This window comes from Collinsella sp. AM36-4AA, assembly GCF_003467795.1.
GTDB lineage: Bacteria > Actinomycetota > Coriobacteriia > Coriobacteriales > Coriobacteriaceae > Collinsella.
On record NZ_QSHS01000006.1, the window covers coordinates 66280 to 85994 of the forward strand.

18 protein-coding genes and 1 pseudogene are annotated in these 19715 nt (G+C 62.5%); 10 read left to right on the top strand and 9 right to left on the bottom strand.

The window, feature by feature from the left end; all coding sequences use genetic code 11:
* Entirely contained in the window at window positions 1-1893 is a 1893-nt protein-coding gene (gene dnaK, locus DW850_RS03520; protein ID WP_117786241.1) for a molecular chaperone DnaK, read from the bottom strand.
* A 543-nt stretch (window positions 1894-2436) separates the two neighbouring features.
* On the opposite strand from dnaK, the gene DW850_RS03525 reads away from it, so the two are divergent.
* Complete coding sequence (locus DW850_RS03525) at window positions 2437-2622, top strand: DUF362 domain-containing protein (RefSeq protein ID WP_006235216.1); 186 nt, start codon at window positions 2437-2439, stop codon at window positions 2620-2622.
* Window positions 2623-2825: 203 nt separating this feature from the next.
* Here DW850_RS03525 and DW850_RS03530 read toward each other — a convergent pair whose 3' ends face one another.
* The 7 genes and pseudogenes from DW850_RS03530 to DW850_RS03560 form a co-directional block, all read right to left on the bottom strand.
* The gene (locus DW850_RS03530) at window positions 2826-3371 is read right to left on the bottom strand and encodes a transcription repressor NadR (RefSeq protein ID WP_117786242.1); all 546 of its coding nucleotides are present in this window, start codon (window positions 3369-3371) and stop codon (window positions 2826-2828) included.
* A complete protein-coding gene (gene nadC / locus DW850_RS03535) occupies window positions 3371-4231 on the bottom strand; it encodes a carboxylating nicotinate-nucleotide diphosphorylase (RefSeq protein ID WP_117786243.1) in 861 nt (286 codons plus the stop codon). Before nadC ends, DW850_RS03530 begins: the two co-directional genes overlap by 1 nt.
* Before the next feature lie 3 nt (window positions 4232-4234).
* Window positions 4235-5611: an FAD-binding protein gene (locus DW850_RS03540; protein WP_233540029.1), complete on the bottom strand. Its 1377-nt coding sequence runs from the start codon at window positions 5609-5611 to the stop codon at window positions 4235-4237.
* Between the two features lie 56 nt (window positions 5612-5667).
* Window positions 5668-6693 (bottom strand): quinolinate synthase NadA, encoded by a 1026-nt coding sequence (gene nadA, locus DW850_RS03545; RefSeq protein ID WP_117786245.1) that lies wholly within the window; start codon window positions 6691-6693, stop codon window positions 5668-5670.
* Window positions 6694-7686: 993 nt separating this feature from the next.
* Window positions 7687-8739, bottom strand: coding sequence for an IS3 family transposase (locus DW850_RS03555; RefSeq protein WP_158565213.1), 1053 nt, complete (start codon window positions 8737-8739; stop codon window positions 7687-7689).
* Window positions 8640-8867: pseudogene (locus DW850_RS10380) on the bottom strand (transposase); the annotation flags it as partial. The gene DW850_RS03555 and the pseudogene DW850_RS10380, both read right to left, overlap by 100 nt.
* A gap of 82 nt (window positions 8868-8949) precedes the next feature.
* The gene (locus tag DW850_RS03560; RefSeq protein WP_233540602.1) at window positions 8950-10056 is read right to left on the bottom strand and encodes a hypothetical protein; all 1107 of its coding nucleotides are present in this window, start codon (window positions 10054-10056) and stop codon (window positions 8950-8952) included.
* A 103-nt stretch (window positions 10057-10159) separates the two neighbouring features.
* Here DW850_RS03560 and DW850_RS03565 point away from each other — a divergent pair, with 103 nt between their 5' ends.
* Window positions 10160-11314 (top strand): ATP-binding protein, encoded by a 1155-nt coding sequence (locus tag DW850_RS03565; protein ID WP_158565214.1) that lies wholly within the window; start codon window positions 10160-10162, stop codon window positions 11312-11314.
* A gap of 74 nt (window positions 11315-11388) precedes the next feature.
* On the opposite strand, the gene DW850_RS03570 is transcribed toward DW850_RS03565, so the two are convergent.
* A complete protein-coding gene (locus DW850_RS03570; protein ID WP_117786248.1) occupies window positions 11389-11964 on the bottom strand; it encodes a hypothetical protein in 576 nt (191 codons plus the stop codon).
* A 136-nt stretch (window positions 11965-12100) separates the two neighbouring features.
* Here DW850_RS03570 and trxA point away from each other — a divergent pair, with 136 nt between their 5' ends.
* The 8 genes from trxA (at window position 12101) to DW850_RS03610 (ending at window position 19361) form a co-directional block, all read left to right on the top strand.
* Entirely contained in the window at window positions 12101-12421 is a 321-nt protein-coding gene (trxA, locus tag DW850_RS03575; RefSeq protein WP_117758617.1) for a thioredoxin, read from the top strand.
* A 231-nt stretch (window positions 12422-12652) separates the two neighbouring features.
* Window positions 12653-12901: a hypothetical protein gene (locus DW850_RS03580; RefSeq protein WP_006235225.1), complete on the top strand. Its 249-nt coding sequence runs from the start codon at window positions 12653-12655 to the stop codon at window positions 12899-12901.
* A 1-nt stretch (window position 12902) separates the two neighbouring features.
* Window positions 12903-13415 (top strand): nickel-responsive transcriptional regulator NikR, encoded by a 513-nt coding sequence (gene nikR / locus DW850_RS03585; protein WP_199574629.1) that lies wholly within the window; start codon window positions 12903-12905, stop codon window positions 13413-13415.
* 116 nt (window positions 13416-13531) lie between these two features.
* Window positions 13532-16000 (top strand): carbamoyltransferase HypF, encoded by a 2469-nt coding sequence (gene hypF, locus DW850_RS03590; RefSeq protein WP_117786249.1) that lies wholly within the window; start codon window positions 13532-13534, stop codon window positions 15998-16000.
* Window positions 16001-16131: 131 nt separating this feature from the next.
* Window positions 16132-16392: a HypC/HybG/HupF family hydrogenase formation chaperone gene (locus tag DW850_RS03595; RefSeq protein ID WP_055250830.1), complete on the top strand. Its 261-nt coding sequence runs from the start codon at window positions 16132-16134 to the stop codon at window positions 16390-16392.
* Window positions 16392-17504 (top strand): hydrogenase formation protein HypD, encoded by a 1113-nt coding sequence (gene hypD, locus DW850_RS03600; RefSeq protein WP_117786250.1) that lies wholly within the window; start codon window positions 16392-16394, stop codon window positions 17502-17504. Before DW850_RS03595 ends, hypD begins: the two co-directional genes overlap by 1 nt.
* Window positions 17505-17552: 48 nt before the next feature.
* Window positions 17553-18587 (top strand): hydrogenase expression/formation protein HypE, encoded by a 1035-nt coding sequence (gene hypE, locus DW850_RS03605; RefSeq protein WP_117786251.1) that lies wholly within the window; start codon window positions 17553-17555, stop codon window positions 18585-18587.
* Window positions 18588-18692: 105 nt separating this feature from the next.
* A complete protein-coding gene (locus tag DW850_RS03610; protein ID WP_117786252.1) occupies window positions 18693-19361 on the top strand; it encodes an HAD family hydrolase in 669 nt (222 codons plus the stop codon).
* Window positions 19362-19715: the final 354 nt, after the last annotated feature.

The window sequence follows — 19715 nt, forward strand, 5'->3', positions numbered from 1 at the left end:
TTACTTGTCCTCGCCGTCCACAACCTCGTAGTCGGCGTCGACCACGTCATCGTCGGCAGGCTGGGCGCCGGCGGCACCGTCGGTCTGCTGCTGAGCGTCGGCGTAGACAACCTGGGCCAGCTCGTAGGCCACGGACTGCAGGGACTCGCCAGCGGCCTTGATGGCCTCGACGTCAGAGCCCTCGAGCGCCTTCTTGGCATCGGCGATAGCGGCCTCGGCCTTGGACTTCACGTCGGCGGAAACCTTGTCGCCCAGCTCGTTGAGGGTCTGCTCGGTGGAGTAGCACAGGCTATCGGTCTGGTTGCGGACCTCGACCTCTTCCTTCTGCTTCTTGTCCTCCTCGGCATGAGCCTCGGCGTCCTTGACCATACGATCGACTTCGTCGTCGGACAGAGCGGTGGAGCCGGAAATGGTAATCTGCTGCTCCTTGCCGGTGCCCTTGTCCTTAGCGGAGACCTTGACGATGCCGTTGGCGTCGATGTCGAAGGTGACCTCGATCTGCGGCACGCCGCGGCGGGCAGCCGGGATGCCGGTCAGCTGGAACTTACCGAGCGACTTGTTATCGCGGGCAAGCTCGCGCTCGCCCTGGAGCACGTTGATCTCGACGCTGGTCTGGTTGTCGGCAGCGGTGGAGTAGACCTCGGTCTTGGAGGTCGGGATCGTGGTGTTGCGGTCGATCATCTTGGTCATGATGCCGCCCATGGTCTCGACGCCCAGCGACAGCGGGGTAACGTCGAGCAGCAGGATGCCCTCGACGTCGCCGGTGAGCACGCCGCCCTGGACGGCAGCGCCGTCGGCAACGACCTCGTCGGGGTTCACGGACATGTTGGGCTGCTTGCCGGTCATGGTCTTGACGAGCTCCTGGACGGCGGGCATACGGGTGGAGCCGCCGACGAGGATGACCTCGGTCAAATCGGAGAGCTTAAGCTTGGCGTCACGCAGGGCGTTGGTGACAGGCTGCTTGCAGCGCTCGAGCAGGTCGCGGGTGATCTTCTCGAACTCGGCGCGGGTCAGCGTGTAGTTGAGGTGCAGCGGGCCGGACTGGTTCATGGTAATGAACGGCAGGTTGATGGTGGTCTGCTGGGCGGCGGAGAGCTCCTTCTTGGCGTTCTCGGCGGCCTCCTTCAGACGCTGCAGGGCCATGGGGTCCTGACGCAGGTCGACGCCGTTCTCCTGCTGGAACTTGTCGGCCATCCAGTCGATGACGCGCTGATCCCAGTCGTCGCCGCCCAGGTGGTTGTCGCCCGAGGTGGACAGAACCTCAAACACGCCGTCGGCGAGGTCGAGGATGGAGACGTCGAAGGTGCCGCCGCCCAGGTCGAAGACCAGAATGCGCTGGTCGGTGCCCTGCTTGTCCAGGCCATAGGCCAGAGCAGCAGCGGTCGGCTCGTTGACGATACGCTTGACGTTGAGGCCGGCGATCTTACCGGCATCCTTGGTGGCCTGACGCTGGGCGTCGTTGAAGTAGGCCGGGACGGTGATGACGGCGTCGGTGACGGTCTCGCCCAGATACTTCTCGGCGTCGGCCTTCATCTTTGCGAGCGTCATGGCGCTCACCTGCTCGGCGGTGTAATCCTTGCCCTCGATGTCGACGACGGCACGACCACCCTGGCCCTCCTTGACCTCGTACGGCACGGTCTTGATCTCGGAGGTGCACTCGGAGTACTTGCGGCCCATGAAGCGCTTGATGGAGAACACGGTGTTCTTGGGGTTGGTGACCGCCTGGTTCTTAGCGGCCTTGCCCACGACGCGGTCGCCGTCAGCACGGAAGCCCACGACAGACGGGGTGGTACGGTCGCCCTCGGCGTTCACGATAATGGTCGGAGAACCGCCCTCGAGGACGGCCATAGCGGAGTTAGTAGTACCAAGGTCGATACCAAGAATCTTACTCATTAGAAATTCCCTCTCTCTTGTGCGTTTGCACCGACTCGGCGGTCTGCCGCGCGGTGTTTCGGCTTGTCTTTCAGGATGTAGTGTATCCCCTTATGGGCCGGAATATACAAAATCTAAGTCAATTCATATAAGATTTCTTATCTCTGAGAGTTTAGGTTCTCAAATGCGCAGGTAGATGCACTGTTTGAGTTCTCGGCAGATCTATTGAGATCTATGTAGAGATGGCTGAGGTTTGGGCTTGGGAGCGCACATGGCGGCCCCGGGCTTCCCTGGGGAAAGTTCGACCCGTTTTTCGGCCAAATAATGGGATGCGCTTTCCACAAGCACACTCAATCGCCCTATATTTCAAGTCACCTATAGCTAACATTTGCGCAGCTCAACGGCCCCACCTGCGCGTTTTTTAGTAAACCTTGGCATACTCGGCGAACGGTATGAAGATGCCGGCCAGAGGGTATTGCAAACGGTCGCTCCCGTGGTATGTTTTTGCCCGAATCAAACCGGCGCGCATCGCCTGTAGCGTCGGTCAACAGAGAGGAAACTACCATGGCTCATCCCGTAATTGATGCCGACGAGTGCATCGCTTGTGGCGTTTGCGTCGACTCCTGCCCCGCTGGCGTTCTGGAGCTCCAGGACGTCGCTACCGTCGCCGACGAGGACTCCTGCGTCGCCTGTGGCGCTTGCCAGGACGCTTGCCCCGCTGGCGCGATCACCGAGATCGTCGAGGAGTAACAACTCCCCCACTTGCACACTCAAAAGTACACCGTGCACAAAAAGGAGGCTTCCGCATCGCCGCGGAGGCCTCCTTTTGTTTGTACAGGCAGCTAATTGGGGACGGGGCTACCTTGGCAGTTGCGGTGGAATAGTTCCTGGCTCATTGCTTAGGTGCCGATTGTAGGAACTATTTCACCGCAACTTATAAAGACAGTATCGGGTTAGGACAAATCATCCTCGTAGGGCATTAAATCGGCAAGGTAGCCCTTCTCCTTGAGTATGGCCTCGATCTCGTCGAGGGTCTGCTCGTCCTCCGCGGCGATGCGATGGAAGTGGTAGCCGCTGGTCACCGTCAGTAGTGGAAAGCTCTTGCCGCTCTCGATATCGTGCTGGTAGCGCTCGACATCGCGACGATTGCGAATGTCCAGGTCAGCCGTGATCTTACCGTACACGCGGTGATTGACGATCACATTGAGCACGGCGCCGCCCGCGTCGACGATGCTCGTGAGCTCGTCGCCTGCCTGCTCCACGCTGTGGCGAACCTTGACCAAGCGCGTGGGCACGGCGGGGCTGCTGGGGGCCTCCTGCAGCACATAACCACGGTTGGTCGCCACGATATCGTGCCCATCGGCACGCAGCAAGGCAATGTCCTGCACCACGACCTGACGGCTCACGCCAACCTCGCGGGCAAGCGCGCTGCCCGATACGGGCTCCGTGGCTCCCTCGAGCACGGCCATGATGGCACGGCGACGCTCGCGGGCGTCCATTATTTACCGTCCAGCAGACGCAGGTGCTTGAGCGAGAGGTCGAGAATCGGCGCAGAGTGCGTCAACGCCCCCGAGCTGATAAAGTCAACACCCAGGTCGGCCAGGGCGCGAATGTTGTCGGCGTCTACGTTGCCCGAGCACTCGGTCTTGGCGCGACCGGCGATAAGCTCAATCGCGGCAGCCATGTCGTCGTGGGTCATGTTGTCGAACATGATGATGTCGGCGCCGGCCTCCACGGCCTCGCGTACCATGTCCAGGTTCTCGCACTCAATCTCGACCGTCGTGGTAAACGACGCATGGGCGCGCGCCATCTCAATCGCGCGCGCCACGCCACCGGCGGCGTCGATGTGGTTGTCCTTGAGCATGACAGCCGTCGACAGGTTGTAGCGGTGGTTGCTGCCGCCGCCGATCTCGACCGCGGCCTTCTCGAAGACACGCATGCCCGGCGTGGTCTTGCGCGTGTCGACAAGCACGGTCTTGGTACCTTCGAGCGCCGCTGCCATGTTGTGCGTGTAGGTGGCGATGCCGCTCATGCGCTGCAGGTAGTTGAGCGCCACGCGCTCGCCCGAAAGCAGCACGCGCGCGTCGCCGCGCACCTGGCCCACGTGGTCGCCGGCGTGCACCTCGTCACCGTCGGCAACATCAAACAGCACCGAGCTCTGCGAATCCAGCAGCTCAAAGGTGCGAGCAAACACATCCAGGCCGGCGATGATGCCATCGGCCTTGGCGATGAGCTCAACGGTAGCGGGGCGCGCCGTAGGGCACACGCTCGCCGTACTCACGTCCTCAAACGTGATGTCCTCGCGCAGAGCCTGCAAAATCAGATCATCGACGACGAGCTTCATGGTAATGGGATTCATGGTCTACTCCTCCACGGCCTGCGTGCCGGCCGCACGGGCCAAATCATCGATTGCAAGGGTCTCGGCGCCCAGGGCGCGATGACGCCCGTCAAGCGCGGGCTCGCCCGCCTGCTCCACGGCGAGCGACTCGCCGGTGCGCATGCACCAGGCGGCACGGCGGCCCCAAACCAGGGACTCGAGCAGGCTGTTGGAAGCCAGGCGATTCTTGCCGTGAACGCCGTTGCAGGCCGTCTCGCCCGCGGCGTAGAGCTCGGGCATCGAGGTGCGGCCGTCCTTATCGACCCATACGCCACCCATAAAGTAGTGCTGCGTGGGCGTAACGGGGATGGGCTCGTCCAAGATGTCGCGGCCGTCCTCCAGGCAGCGCGCGCGAATGTTGGCAAAGTGCCCGGTCACCACATCGCGCTCGACGGGGGCAAAACTCAGCCACTCGTGCTCGGTACCGTCCTGCTTCATCTGCTCGCGAATAGCGGCAGCGACCACATCGCGCGGCTGAAGCTCGTCGGTAAAGCGCTCGCCGGCGGCGTTGAGCAAAATCGCGCCCTCGCCGCGGCAGCTCTCGCTGATCAGGAAGGTGCGACCCGGCTGCGGCGAGAACAGCCCCGTGGGGTGAATCTGCACGTAGTCCAGGTGCTCCATCTTAATGCCATGCTCCTGAGCGATGTAGCATGCATCGCCCGTGAGCTGCGGGTAGTTAGTCGAATGGTCGTACACGCCGCCGATACCGCCTGTCGCCCACAGCGTGCGGCGGGCATGAATCTTAAACGGCTCGCCGGCATGCACGCCCTCGGCGGCATTTGCCAGCTCGTCGGCGGGACGAACCGAGTTGTCCTCGTCCACGGAAACGGCGACGACACCGACACACACCGTGACGCCGTCACGCTCGCCCGTCAGGATGTCGGTCATGGCCACGTGCTCCAAAATCTGCACGTTATCCAGCTTGCGAACGGCCTGGAGCAGCTTGGTCGTGATCTCCTTGCCCGTAATGTCGGCATGGAAGGCAATACGCGGACGGCTGTGCGCGCCCTCGCGGGTAAAGTTGAGGCTGCCGTCGGCCTTGCGCTCAAAATCCACGCCCATCGCTAGCAGATCGTTGATGACCGAACGGCTCGAACGGATCATGATGTCGACGCTCTCGCGGCGATTCTCGTAGTGGCCGGCGTGCATGGTGTCCTCAAAGAAGGCATCGTAGTCCGAGCCCTCGGGCAGTACGCAGATGCCGCCCTGCGCGAGCATCGAATCGCACTCGTCGACAGCGCCCTTGGAGAGCATGATCACGCGCGTGCTCGTCGGCAGGTTGAGAGCCGCGTACAGGCCCGCCACGCCACAGCCGGCAATGACGACGTCGCACTCCATGTCGGGGTATTGTTTGGTTTCCACAGGAATCCTCTCCCTTGTAATGTGACATGCGGGACTGTCCCTCACGTCACATTGTTCTAGCGCGCTGCGTACTCGAGCATACGGTCGAGCGTGAGCTTGGCCTGGTCTGCCGCCTCGTCCGAGACGCCGATCTGCACCTCGCCCTCACCCGTCTCCAGGCAGCGCACGAGCTTTTCGAGCGTGATGAGATCCATGTTGACGCAGGTGGGCTGCACCGCGGGGAAGTAGAACTTCTTGCCGGTGCCCTGGCAGCGGCGCTCGAGCTCGTAGAGCACACCGCGGACCGTCACAATGATGAACTCGCTCGCGTCCGACTCCTCGGCGTACTTGATAATGCCGGCGGTGGAGCCGATGTAGTCGGCCTCGGCCAGGACGTCGGCCTTGCACTCGGGATGCGCCAGCACGAGCGCGTCGGGGTGGGCCTCCGTCGCGTCGACGATCTGCTCGACGGTGATGATGTGATGGCGCGGGCAGTAGCCGTTGTTGAGGATGACGTGCTTTTGCGGCACCTGCTCGGCTACGAAACGGCCCAGGTTTTGGTCGGGAATGAACAGGATATGCTGCTGCGGCAGCTCGGACACGATCTTAACGGCGTTGGAGCTGGTGACGCACACGTCGCTCCAGCTCTTGATCTCGACCGTGGAGTTGACGTAGCAGACCACGGCCAGGTCGTCGCCGTACTCGGTGCGCGCCGCGTCGACCGTCTCGCGCTTGACCATGTGAGCCATGGGGCAGTCCGCGCCCGGCTCGGGCAGCAGCACGGTCTTGGTGGGGTTGAGCAGCTTGGCACTCTCGCCCATAAACTCCACGCCGCACAGCACGATGGTCCGCTGCGGCAGGCTCTTGGCGAGTTTTGCCAGGTAGAAGCTGTCGCCGACGTAATCGGCAACGGCTTGGACCTCGGGCGCCACGTAATAGTGTGCCAGGATCACCGCGTCACGTTGGGTTTTAAGTTGCTGAATGGCCTCGACGAGCTCTGCGGGCACCAGTGCCGCGCGCTCCGTTGCCGTCGTTGCCGATGCTAGGCCGGCCGCGATATCGCGTGCAAGCTCCGACGCATCCATGTTCGCGCTCTGTGCCATCAAGGCCCCTCTCTTTTGGCGAATCTTGGGGCTTTAGTATGACACCTAGGTTTACAGCTGACAAGACAGCTGTAAACCTAGGTGTAAAGTTGAAATAAAGATTCAATCATGCGGCAGGTCCATTTTCGAACTGGCAAGCTGAGGACAGCCGAAAATGGACCCGCCCCATGATTCGGGCAGCCCGTTTTGTCCTGGACCAAGGGGCAGTGGTCAAAAAGGGCCAAATATGAGTACTGTCACCAAATTAGTAGCATCGATTTTCCGGTCCAGAGCAGCAAAATCGCCTTGTTTGGAGCCCGATCGCGACTCTGAAGAACGAAATCGATGCACTTTTGGCCTCTGGCACCGATTTTTGAGGCCATTTGGCTGCCACCAAACTGGTAACAGTACTCATATTTGGCCCTTTTTGACCACCGGGTTTCCGGCAGGCCCCAAAAGCGGGCCCGAATCGCTCGATCCGGGCCCGCTGGGGGTAGCGAGCACAATCGAGGTGTAAGAAGCAAGAGAGGGCCATCGCCTAGAATCGTCAGCGCCTAGATATTCAACGAGAGGAAAGACAATGGTCCGCAGCGACATGCTACCCCAGCCGGACCGGGGGCTCGGCCTCGACCGGCCCCAGACCGAGGCATTTCACCGACGAGTTCAAGAGGAAGATAGTCGATCTCCACAACGCCGGAAAGCCCAGGCGCGAGGCCATGGACGAGTGCGACCTCGACAAGAGCACCGTGGAGAGGCGGGTCAAGTCGATAAACGAGACCGGCTCGCCGCGCGCCGCCGACAACCGCACGCCCGAGTAGAACCGGATCCTGGAGCCCGAGCGCGAGAACCGCAGGCTCCGGATGGAGGTCAACGTCTTAAGACGAGCGGCGCCAGCATACGCTCGGAAGTCAGGGCCATGGCGGCCAACGGGGGGCCGCTGCCCCATATCGGCGCAGCGCTGGCATCGAGGCCTTCTGACCTGTGTCAAGATTTCGGACACGCATGCTCGAGAAATCAAGCGGCCATAGGCATGGCCTCGGGCTTGGGCTCGGTTCTCTCGAAGAAGGCCGCCATGGCCTCGGCCGGCACCTTGTAGCCGATCGTCGAGTGGGGCCTTCGGCGGTTGTAGTACGCCTCGATGAACTCGACCACCGCGTGCTTGGCGGAATCCCTGGTCGGGAAGCTGCGCCTGTAGTACATCTCGTTCTTCAGCGTGGCGAGGAACGACTCGGCCACCGCGTTGTCGTGGCAGTTGCCGGTGCGGCTGCAGGACAGCCGCACGTCGTTGTCGCGCGCCCATTCGGCCAGAAGCCTGCTGGTGTACTGGGCGCCGCGGTCGGCGTGGAATATCGCGTTGCCGGCCACGTAGCCGCGCGATTTGGCCGACGCCAGCGCCGAAACCACGATGTCGGCGGTCATGCGCTCGGAGAGCGACCAGCCCACCACCATGCGGGTGTTGAGGTCGATGACCGTCGACAGGTACAGCCATCCCTCGCCGGTGCGCAGGTAGGTGATGTCGCCCACGAGCTTGTAGGTTGGAACGGGACTGGTGAAGTCGCGGCGCACCAGGTCGGGCCGGGGCCTGGCCTTCGGGTCGGGGATGGCGGTGCGCTTCCTGGCGTTGGGCGTGCAGCCGCGTATTCCCAGCTCGCGCATCAGCTTGCGCACCCTGTACAGGGTCAATCCGGAGAACTCGCCGGGCAGGAAGCATTTCACGAACCGGAAGCCGAACCTGCGGTCCGACTCCAGCCACACGCGCCGGACCGCCTCGCGCTCGGCCGACCAGTCTTCTCGCGGGCAGCCGTTGGAGAGCCACGAGTAGAAGCCCGATCGGCTCACGCCGAGCACGCGGGCCATCATTTTCACCGGGAATTCGGCCTTCTCCGCCAACATCATCCGGTAGCATGCGGCTACGCCTGGCTTTTGGCGAAGAAGGCCGCGGCTTTTTTCAAGAAGGCGTTCTCCATCTCGAGCTCGCGTATGCGCCTTTTCGCCTCGCGAAGCTCGCGGTCCTCGGCCTTGGGGTCGGGCCCGCCGGCAAGCTCGCGCCGGCGGTTCTGCACCCACTTGTTCACGGTCTTGGAATTCAGGCCCAGTTCTGCGCAGCATTCCGTTATCGGCCTGCCCGTCGAGATGATGTAGTCGACGGTCTCGCGCCTGAACTCGTCGGTGTACCTGGCGGCTGGGTTGGACATAGCATACCGTCCTCTCGGTCGTCGATGAATGCATTCTAAAGGATTGGGCCTCTAGCATGCGTGTCCGAAAAGACGATACAGGTCAGACAACCCAATCAGACGTCGTCTCGAGCGCGTCCTCTGCACGGTCGAGCGTGCTTCTGGCCTTGGCACCCTGTTTGAACCACGAGCGCAGGTCCTCGAGCGTGCTGCCCGCTGCATACACCTTGATTTTGCGACCGCCTTTCGTGGTCACCGTGCAACGGTCGCCGCTCTCGCTGTTCTCGTGCGCCGTGACCTTCTTGAGATAATCGCGGCGGAACGCCACGACGCGGGCGTTGCTGATCTCGATGAACCAATCGTCGTCGACAAGCGAGGTGCCCGTGGCACCTCGGCTCGCCATCTCCTCGGCGAAGGAGAAACCGAGTTCGCGCTCCTGTCTGCCGATCTCGTAGATACCACGGGCGGGCATGCTGAGCATGAGCAGAGGCAGGAGTCCCCCTATGAACAGGAAGAGGCATGGGACGAGCAGGAGCAGACGAGCACCGGCGTCGGTGAAAACAGCCATGAAGGCGATCACGAGCGAGAAGACGAGCGCCATACCGTTGAAAACAATCGTCAACGGCTTGATGGCAGACCAACACAGACCCGCCTTGGTCATCGGGCCGTCAACAGCGTCCGAGACCTCGATGCCCTCTTCCTCCAGACGGGCGAGGAGGTTGAGCGAGCACACCCCCTCGAGGCTTATCGAGCAGAACTTCCGGTCGCCCTCGAACAGGTCGATCCTCATCATCTGCGTGTGAAGCGTTGCACGGGTGATGTTGCCAAACGTCGTCTCCTTGCGGATGCCGAAGGCGTTACGCGAGAGAATTCGCTCACCGTCCACGTCGATGCGCGGGATGCTCAGCAGGGCCCAGATGGCCATGCCCGCGAGCGCCATGGCGTGACCGAACCACACAAGTTCGTGGTCCCACTCGCCCAACGAGACGCCCTGCCAGACGTAGACACCCAGCATGAGCAGTTCGAACGCGACGGCGCAGCAGGCGATGATCGTGCGAATGGCAGCGGGCATGCGCACCGTGAAGCGATCGAGGCTGTCCGTCGCCTCACTGCGCTCGCGCGCGCCGCGACGGGCGACCCATGCAGTGAGCGGACCGACGATGAACACCACCATCGCCACGCGCAGGAACGATTCGAGTATGTCGCCCATATTAACCACCATCCCAATAGAAAACGTGAATTTGGGAGACTATAGCAGAGCGAAGCGATCTGCACGGCATCGTCCGGGTGTTTTCGGCATACGGTGGAAGCTGGTGGGGGTCGGCGCCGTAACCGGATGCGCATTCGGCCTCGCCAATGCCGTCGGCGGCGAGCTTTTCGCCCGACAGGCCTATCCACTCGTCGTGCATCTGCCGCTTGTCGTCTACCTGTGCGTACGCTATCGCCTGAGTCCGCTGCTCGCCATCCTGGGCGTTACCAGTGCCTACCTGAGCTGCCAGTTTAGCAACTGGATGGGCATCGCCGCGCTCGCCGCCACTGACTCGCAAATCGCGTACTACGTGGCGCGCATTATCACCACGGTCGCCGTCTTTGCGATCCTGCTGCATTGGGCCCGTGACATTGGACCCCGTCTGGCGGTCAAAAGCCCTACCGAGCTCGAGATTCTGCTCATCCTGCCGCTCGTCTATTACATCTTTGACTACGCCACCAACGTCTACACCACGCTGTTCCACTCGGGCTCGGTGGTGACGGTTGAGTTTTTGGCCTTTGCGCTCTGTGCGTTCTACCTTATGTTCCTCGCCGTCTACCTGCGTGAATACGAAGAAAAAGAGGCTGCCGAGCGTGAACGCTGGATGCTCGAGACACGCGATAGCTCGGCCATGAAGGAACTCGATGCATGGCGCCAGTCCGGACGCGAGCTGTCGATTCTGCGCCACGACATGCGGCACTTCTTGCGCGGTCTGGCCGTCTTGATCGAAGAAGGCCGCACCGACGAGGCGCTCGATCGCATCGATACGCTATGCGAGGCCAACGACCGCACCGCCGTGCGCCGCTACAGCGCCAACGAGACCGTCAACATCGCGCTTTCGTCGTTTGGCTCGGATATCAGCAAGCGCGGCATTTCCGCCGACTTGCGCGCCGCCGTGCCCCAGAGCGTGCATGTGGCCGATGTCGACCTGTTCAGCGTGCTTTCGAATGCCCTGGAAAACGCCATTGACGCGGCGAGCACCGCCCCCGAGGGCAAGCGCTTTGTCGATCTTGATCTGCGGTTTGAGGACGGGCAGCTGCTGCTTTCGGTTTCCAACACATTTGGACGGGCGCCGCACATGGTCGACGGCATGCCCGTGGCTCAGCACGCCGGTCACGGCTTTGGCACCAAGAGCATTAAACTCGCCGTGGAGCGCATGAACGGCAACTGCCAGTTCCGCATTAACGGCGATCGGTTTGAGCTGCGCGCTGTGATGTAAGGGCGCGGGCGCGACGGATTTGCGTTCCGCGGGTACGGCTCGCCCGCTCGGGGTCGTTTGTCGACGCGGGCTCGCTACAGCGGAGCGGCCGCCGGAGTCAGCTGCTTGATGTAGGCCCACATGCGCTGCTTAGCGGCCTTGTCGGTGAGTGCCGCCTCAAAACCGTCGAGCGCGAGCACGCGGCGACCCTGCACATGAGCGACCAAGCCGGGCTTGAGCATGGCGGTGTCGAAGTCATCGATCGCCACGAGCATATCGGCGTAGGTCTCGCGCATGGCGTCAGCCGCGTTGTTGTCGAGCAGTAGCACCGCCTCGGGGTCCAAAGCCTCAAGCGCCTCACGGAACAGCTCGCACGGCAGCGTCTCGCCCACCGCGACCGCTCCGTCACCCACGCCGGCGACGCTTGCCAGCACGCAAAAATCCTCGGGCGCGTAGCCGATGGCCCCAAGCGCCTTGCGCAACGCCGCGCCATCCGGGCCAGCGGCAAGCTCGCCACCCGAACGCTCGGCCTCGTCCAAATCGCCTTTGACCAGCACGATCGGCGAGCACGCGTTGCCCGCGATACGCACGCCACGGACCGCAAGCGATGCAAGCTCCTGCTCGGCCGCCTGGGCGATGGCTTCTTTTTTCTGGCTTTGTGACGTGGACATGCGCTCTCCAATCGTTTGCGTGCCCACCATTATATAAAAGAGCCGCCTGCGAGTGGTTGCTTTGCGGGCGGCTGGGTATAAGCACGGTCGTACTGAGTTTTACGCGGCCAAGCCGCGTCACATTATGGAGGTCACCATGGCTGACATTAAGCAGATTACCCCCGAGAACTTCGATTCCGTCGTTAGCGACAGCCTGCCCGTGCTGGTCGATTTTTGGGCACCGTGGTGCGGGCCCTGTCGATCCCTCTCGCCCATCGTTGACGAGGTTGCCGATGAACTGGCGGGCAAGCTTGCCGTTGCCAAATGCAACGTCGACGACAACCAGGACCTGGCCATGAAGTATGGCGTCATGAGCATCCCCACGCTGATTGTGTTTAAGAACGGCGAGGAGATTGACCGCTCGGTTGGCGCTCTGCCCAAGGCGAGGCTGCAGGCGCTGCTGGAGAAACATCTGTAATACGCTTGTTACATGTTGCCGTCTGCCTGCCGTCCATGAGCGCTTTTACGCCGCTCGCCGGACTTCTGAATGCACCGAGTGCAACCACGGATAGTATGGTAGTCACAAACAGCCCCCAGTGAACGGGTGCGGGTCGCACAGACTCGCACCCGTTTTCTTATGCAGCTGCGCGCAAAGCGGGCGTAGTAAAATCTGAACCACTGAACTACCCCATACAAAAGGAGATTTCCCATGCATGATGTTGGAATGAACATGAGCCAGCTTGCCATGAGCGTCAAACAGGTCGACGACACCATCGAGCTCGCTCACGAATGGAGCCATCAGTTGCTGCATGCGACCGAGAATTTTGACATGGAGCGCATCGGCGCCAAGCTCGAGGCCGCCATGGCCGCGTTGCACGAGGCGCATGACGCGCTCGAGGGCTACGAGGAAGCCATCGAGGCCGACCACAACTCCGTCGGCTCCGTGAAGCTGGTGTAAGGTGGCCGAACACGAGCACGGCTGCGGGTACGAGCACGAGCATCCGCACGGGGCGGACGGTGACGCGGGCTGCCACTGTAGTGGCTCCGGCTCCGAGCTGGTCCGTTTTTCGGTTACCGCACCGGATGACCTGCTGCGCCGTTTTGACGAACAGATCGCGCGCCGCGGCGACGTGGCCAACCGCTCCGAGGCCGTGCGCGACCTGATTCGCGCCTCGATCGCCAAGGAGCAGATGCGCACGCCCGACGAGCATGTTATCGGGTCGCTCACCATGATCTACGACCACCATACCGGCGACCTGACGCGCCGTCTGGACGAAGTGCAGCACGACTACACCGACGAGATCGTATCGACCATGCACGTGCATCTGGATCACCACAACTGTCTGGAGATCCTGGCACTCAAGGGTCGCGGCGAGCGCGTCTACGAACTAGCCGACCGCCTGCTGGGCCTGCGCGGCGTTAAGCACGGCGAGCTCACCTGCGCCGCCACCAGGCAAAGTCTGGGGCTATAGCGGGATTTCCCGCAGCGCACCTGCCAAAAAGGGACAGGTTTGTTTTGGCAGGTTTAGCGTTTTACCTACCAAAATAAACCTGTCCCTTTTTGGTCGGTTTTGATGAGGAGTGTCGCATGCGGCATGTGCATATTCATGTAACGGGCATTGTGCAGGGCGTTGGCATGCGACCATTTGTGTATCGCGAGGCCATGGCGCATGGCATTTGCGGATGGGTGCTCAACGCGGGCGACGGCGTGCACATCGAGGCGCACGCTCCGGCCGATGCGCTCGATGCTTTTGCTGCCGCGCTTTCTGAGCATGCGCCTGCGGCAGCCCGCGTAGAGCATGTCGAGGTTGTGGGCTTGGGGCCTGGCGGTTGGAGCGCTGCCGATGAGCAGGGCTTTCGCATTGTGGCATCGCAGGACCAGACCGCGCACACGACGCTCGTCTCGCCCGATATCGCTACCTGTGACGATTGTCTGCGCGAGTTGTTCGATCCCGCCGACCGACGCTATCACTACCCCTTTATCAACTGCACTAACTGCGGCCCACGCTTTACCATCATCCGATCGTTGCCTTATGACCGAGCGGCCACGTCGATGGATTGTTTTCCCATGTGTCCCAAGTGTGCCGCGGAGTATGCCGACCCACTCGACCGGCGTTTTCACGCGCAACCCGATGCCTGCTTTGATTGCGGGCCGCATATTACGTGGCGCGAGGCTGTGAACGGCGATGCGTGCGGGAATTCGTCCGCGACACCGGCCGTCGGCACCACACGCGCGGCCAGCGACGCCATTATCGACCGCTGTGTTGAGCTGCTGGCCAACGGCGGTATCGTCGCCATCAAGGGACTGGGCGGATTCCATCTATCCTGTGACGCCGCCAGCGAGCAGGCGGTGGCCGAGCTGCGCCGTCGCAAACACCGCAGCAACAAACCACTTGCCGTCATGGTGCGCGACCTTGCCGACGTTGAACGCCTATGCCATGTCAGCGACGTTGAGCGCGGCTTGCTGGCCGGCAGCATTCGCCCCATTGTGCTGCTGCGCCGACGTGCTGTTTGCGAGAGCGGCGGCTCCCCCAACGCCTTCGCGCTCGCGCCGTCCGTCGCGCACGACCTGCCCGAGCTTGGTGTTATGCTCCCCTACACCCCGCTTCAGCATCTGTTGCTTGCCGCGGCAGAAACCCGCGGCATGCACGCGCTCGTCATGACCAGCGGAAACCTGAGCGAAGAACCCATCGAGACCGACGACGACTTTGCCTGGGAGCGCCTCGTTGCCGCCGGCATTGCCGACGCGCTGCTCGGCAACGATCGAGCGATTCTCTCGCGCTATGACGATTCCGTGGTGCGCGTGGTCGACGGCGTCGTTATGCCCGTTCGCCGCGCTCGCGGATATGCACCCCAGCCGCTGCCGTTGCCGGCGCTCGACGGCGCTCCGTCCTGCGTGCTCGCTTGCGGGCCACAACAAAAGGCCACGATTGCGCTCACGCGTGAAGGGACGAACGGCGAGGCAACCTGTTTTGTGTCGCAGCATATCGGCGATGTTGAAAACGGCGGGACCTTCGATGCCTGGAACGCCGCGCGCACGCGCTTGGAAAACCTCTTTGACCTGGCGCCTGCCGCCTTGGCATGCGACATGCATCCCAGCTATCTGTCGAGCCAGTGGGCGCGCGAACAGGCGCGAAAATGCAATCTGCCGCTCGTCGAGGTGCAGCACCATCATGCGCACATCGCGAGCGTGATGGCCGAGGCCATCGCCGCGGGCCAGCTCACAACCGACGCGCGCGTCCTTGGCATCGCCTTTGACGGCACCGGCGCCGGTACCGATGGGACCATTTGGGGCGGCGAGTTTCTTGTTGCCAGCCTTGGCGGCTTTGAGCGCGCCGCGCATTTGCGCACCTGGGCGCTCCCCGGCGGGGCGGCCTCCGTGCGCGACGCCCGCCGCAACGCCTTTGCCCTGCTCAGTGAGCTCGGCCTGCTCGAGCACCCAGGCGCCGCTCGGCTTTTGGACAGCCTCGACGAGCAAACGCGCAGCGTGACAGCCACCATGATCGAGCGCGGCATCAACAGCCCGCATACCAGCAGCATGGGGCGTCTCTTTGATGCCGCGGCAGCAATTCTGGGCATCTGCGACAAGGCAACCTACGAGGGCGAACCCGCCATAGAATTCGAAGCCGCCGCCTGGCGCGCGCTCAGCAGTGAAAGTGCCTGCCCTACCGGCAATATGGCCAGCTTTTCCGTAACCGAATCATCCCGTCCGGACGACTGCCATGTTCTGAACTCCAGACCGCTTTTTGAGGCGCTTTTGGAGGGAATCAGGACCGGCGTGCCCGCCGGCAGGCTCGCGCTCGGGTTCCACATCGCCATCGCGCGCTCTTCGGCACGAATCGCACACGAAATCTGCGCGCGCGAAGGCATCGATACCGTCGCGCTCTCGGGCGGCGTGTTCATGAACCGACTTTTGCTTCAGCTCCTCACCCGCAATCTTAAAGACGCAGGCCTTACGGTCTTGATTCCCCAAACCGTGCCCGTTAACGACGGCTGCATCGCCTACGGTCAGGCCGCCATCGCTCGCGCCCGCCTCGCGCAGACAGCATCGCGATAGGCTGTTTTGCCAGCCTGCGCGCCGCCGTCTCACAGGTGTAACGCGTTTGCTCGTGACTTCCGCGAGCGCTACCATCAACTGATGGGTAATTAGGCGCCTATCCAGCGCAAAACGTATAAAAGGGGAACATTATGTGCCTTGCCGTTCCCGGTAAAGTGGTCAAACGCGACGACGACCTTAAGGCGACCGTCGACATGATGGGCATCGAGCGCCCCGTTTCGCTGCGCCTCGTGCCGACGGCACAGGTAGGCGACTATATTCTCGTGCACGCCGGCTTTGGCATTCAGATTGTCGACGAGCAGGAAGCCCAAGAGACACTCGAGCTCGTCAATACCATGACCGAGCTGGCCGAAGAGGACCAGCTCGCCACCAACCCGGCCGAGGCATACTAGTGGCGGCGGCGCAGCCGGTTCGCTCCGGTATCGACTTTTCGGCATTTCGCGACCCCAGGCTGGCTCGCGAGCTCATCGATCGCATTCATGAGCTTGTCGGCGACCGCACCATCAACCTTATGGAAGTCTGCGGCACGCATACCGCGAGCATCGGGCGCTATGGTTTTCGCTCCATTATGCCTGCCGGGCTCAAACTGCTGAGCGGTCCGGGTTGCCCCGTCTGCGTTACCGCCAACCGCGATATCGACCATGCAATCGCGCTCGCCAAGATGGACGGCGCCATCATCACCACCTTTGGCGACATGATGCGCGTGCCCGGATCGTCCACCTCGCTTGCCGCGCAAAAGGCCGCGGGGCGCGATATTCGCATTGTGTACTCCCCACTCGATGCACTCGATATCGCCGAACACAACCCCGATCGCCCGGTCATCTTTATGGGCGTCGGCTTTGAGACCACGACGCCCACCATCGCCGCCGCCATTTTGGAGGCCGATGCACGCGGACTCCAAAACTTCTCGGTCTACTGTGCTCACAAGACCACGCCGCCGGCTCTGCGTGCGATCTCCAACGACCCCGAGACGACCATCGACGGCTTTATCCTGCCTGGTCACGTCGCTACCATCACAGGCCTGGCCCCCTTTGGCTTTTTGGTCGATGAGTTCGAGACCCCCGGCGTGGTCACGGGATTTGAACCGGTCGATATCCTGCAGGGCATCTGCATGCTGGTCCAGATGGTTGTCGAGGACAGGCCCGCAATCGACAACGCCTACCGTCGCGGCGTCAATGCGAACGGCAACCCCGTGGCGCGCCAGCTGGTCGAGCAGGTATTTGAGCCATGCGATACCACATGGCGCGGATTGGGGCCGATTGCCAACTCGGGCCTTTCCATCCGTCCCGAGTTCTCGCGCTTTGATGCCCGCGTTCGCTTTGACGTGCCCGTTGAGGCGACGGTCGAGCCGCGCGGATGCCGCTGCGGCGACGTGCTGCGCGGGGCCATTACGCCGAGCAGCTGCCCGCTCTTTGGCCGCACCTGCACGCCCGAGCACCCCGTCGGCCCGTGCATGGTGAGCTCCGAGGGCAGCTGCGCGGCGTACTACCGCTACCGCGACTAGCCCGGACACACCCACATACTGGCACCACCCACGATTGGAGTTTTGGATATGTCCCATAGCATCACCGATAGCACCGTCCTGTTGGGCCACGGCTCCGGCGGGCAGATGATGAAGCGCATCATCGACGAAGTCTTTTTGGATGCCTTTGGCTCGCCCGAGCTGCTTGCGGGCAACGATGCCGGCGTCGCCGCGCTGCCCGCGAGCGGGCGCATCGCCATGTCGACCGACAGCTTTGTGGTCTCGCCGCAGTTCTTCCCCGGTGGCAACATCGGCCGCCTCGCCGTGTGCGGAACCGTCAACGACGTCGCGACCTCGGGCGCCAACGTGCGCTACCTATCGTGCGGTTTTATCCTCGAAGAGGGCTACCCCATGGACAAGCTCCACCAGATTGTGCAGACGATGGCCGAGACCGCACGCGAGGCCGATGTGCGCATCATCACCGGCGACACCAAGGTGGTCGAGCGCGGCGGGGCCGACAGCGTCTACATCAATACCGCCGGGGTGGGCGAGGTGCCCGAGGGCGTGGCGCTCAGCGGCGCCAACTGCCAGCCTGGCGATGTCATCCTGGTGTCGGGTACACTCGGCGACCACGGCATCGCCATCATGAGCCAACGCGAGGGTCTGGCGTTTTCGAGCACCATCGAAAGCGATGCCGCGCCGCTCAACCACCTGATCGCCGACGTACTGGCCGCAGCGCCCGACACGCGCTGCCTCCGCGACCCCACGCGCGGTGGCCTGGCGTCCACACTCAACGAGTTTGCTCAGGCCAGCGGCGTTACCATGGAAATCGACGAGGACGATGTACCCGTGCGCCCCGACGTGCAGGCAGCCTGCGAGATGCTCGGCTACGATGTGCTGCAGGTGGCAAACGAGGGCAAGATGGTCGCCGTGGTGCCGGCCGAGCAGGCCGATGCCGCACTGGCCGCCATGCGCGCCGCCCGCTACGGCGAGAACGCCGCCATCATCGGCCGCGTGCTGCCGCTTGCCGAGGGCGCCCGTCACGCCGTGCGCGTACGCACCGGCTGGGGCTCGACCCGTATCCTCGACATGCTCGTAGGAGAGCAGCTGCCGAGGATTTGCTAACGACAAAGGCTCAGGGCTATTAAAGATATTCAGATTCCAAACATGCCCGGCACGCATGCCCAGTATCATGGGGTGCGTTTTACAACTCAAGCGGCAGGAGCACCCATGGCAGCAGCTTTTTCCCATGTGATCTTTGACCTGGACGGCACCATTCTCAACACGCTCGAGGACCTGGCGGCCGCCGGCAACCATACCTGCGAGACGCACGGCTGGCCCACGTTTGCCGTAGACGAGTACCGCTACAAGGTGGGAAACGGCATGCTCAAGCTGGTCGAGCGCTTTATGCCCGCCGAGTATGCGGGCGACGGTCGCGCCTTTGAGCAGACGCTTGCCGAGTTTAGGGCTTATTACGGCGAGCACAAGGAGGACCACACCGCCCCCTATGCCGGTACGATCGAGATGCTCGACCGCCTGCGCGCCGCGGGTGTGCAGCTTGCCGTGCTCACTAACAAGGACCACGTCTCGGCGGCTCCGCTTATCGAGAAGTATTTTGGTTCCGAGCGCTTTGCGCTGGTACAGGGCCGTGTCGATGCGTTTCCGCCCAAGCCCGAAGCGCCCGTCACGCTGCATGTAATGGAGGAGCTGGGCGCCGATCCGGCGACCACGCTCTATGTGGGCGATTCCAATGTTGATGTTCTGACCGGTCACAACGCTGGCCTCAAGAGCGCCGGTGTCACCTGGGGCTTCCGCGGCCGCGCAGAGTTGGAAGCCGCCGGCGCCGACTACGTGGTGGACACCCAGGACGAGCTCGCGGCGCTGATTCTGGGCGAGTAACGAGCGACACTGCTTAACGCAGCTGCGACAATTCTTCCGCGCGGAAAGCGCATCCCGTTTTGAAGCTCCGGAATGGGATGCGCTTTCCGTTTGAGGCGCATCAGGGAAACCGCATCCCGTTTCAGAGCAATATTCCGGGTCGCACTTTCCGCAACCCACCCCATCCGGAAACCGCGACCCGCTATTCGGCCAAAAACCGGGCCGCATTTTCCCGACCACCCGATGCAACGCCAATGCACCAACCGCGCCCAAGGAGTGTCCCCAACGACTAGTCGTTTAAGAACGTCCCAAATGACTATGCGACGCCAGCGCAAGGAGTGTCCCCAACTGCCGGCAGAAAAGGAACGTCCCCAA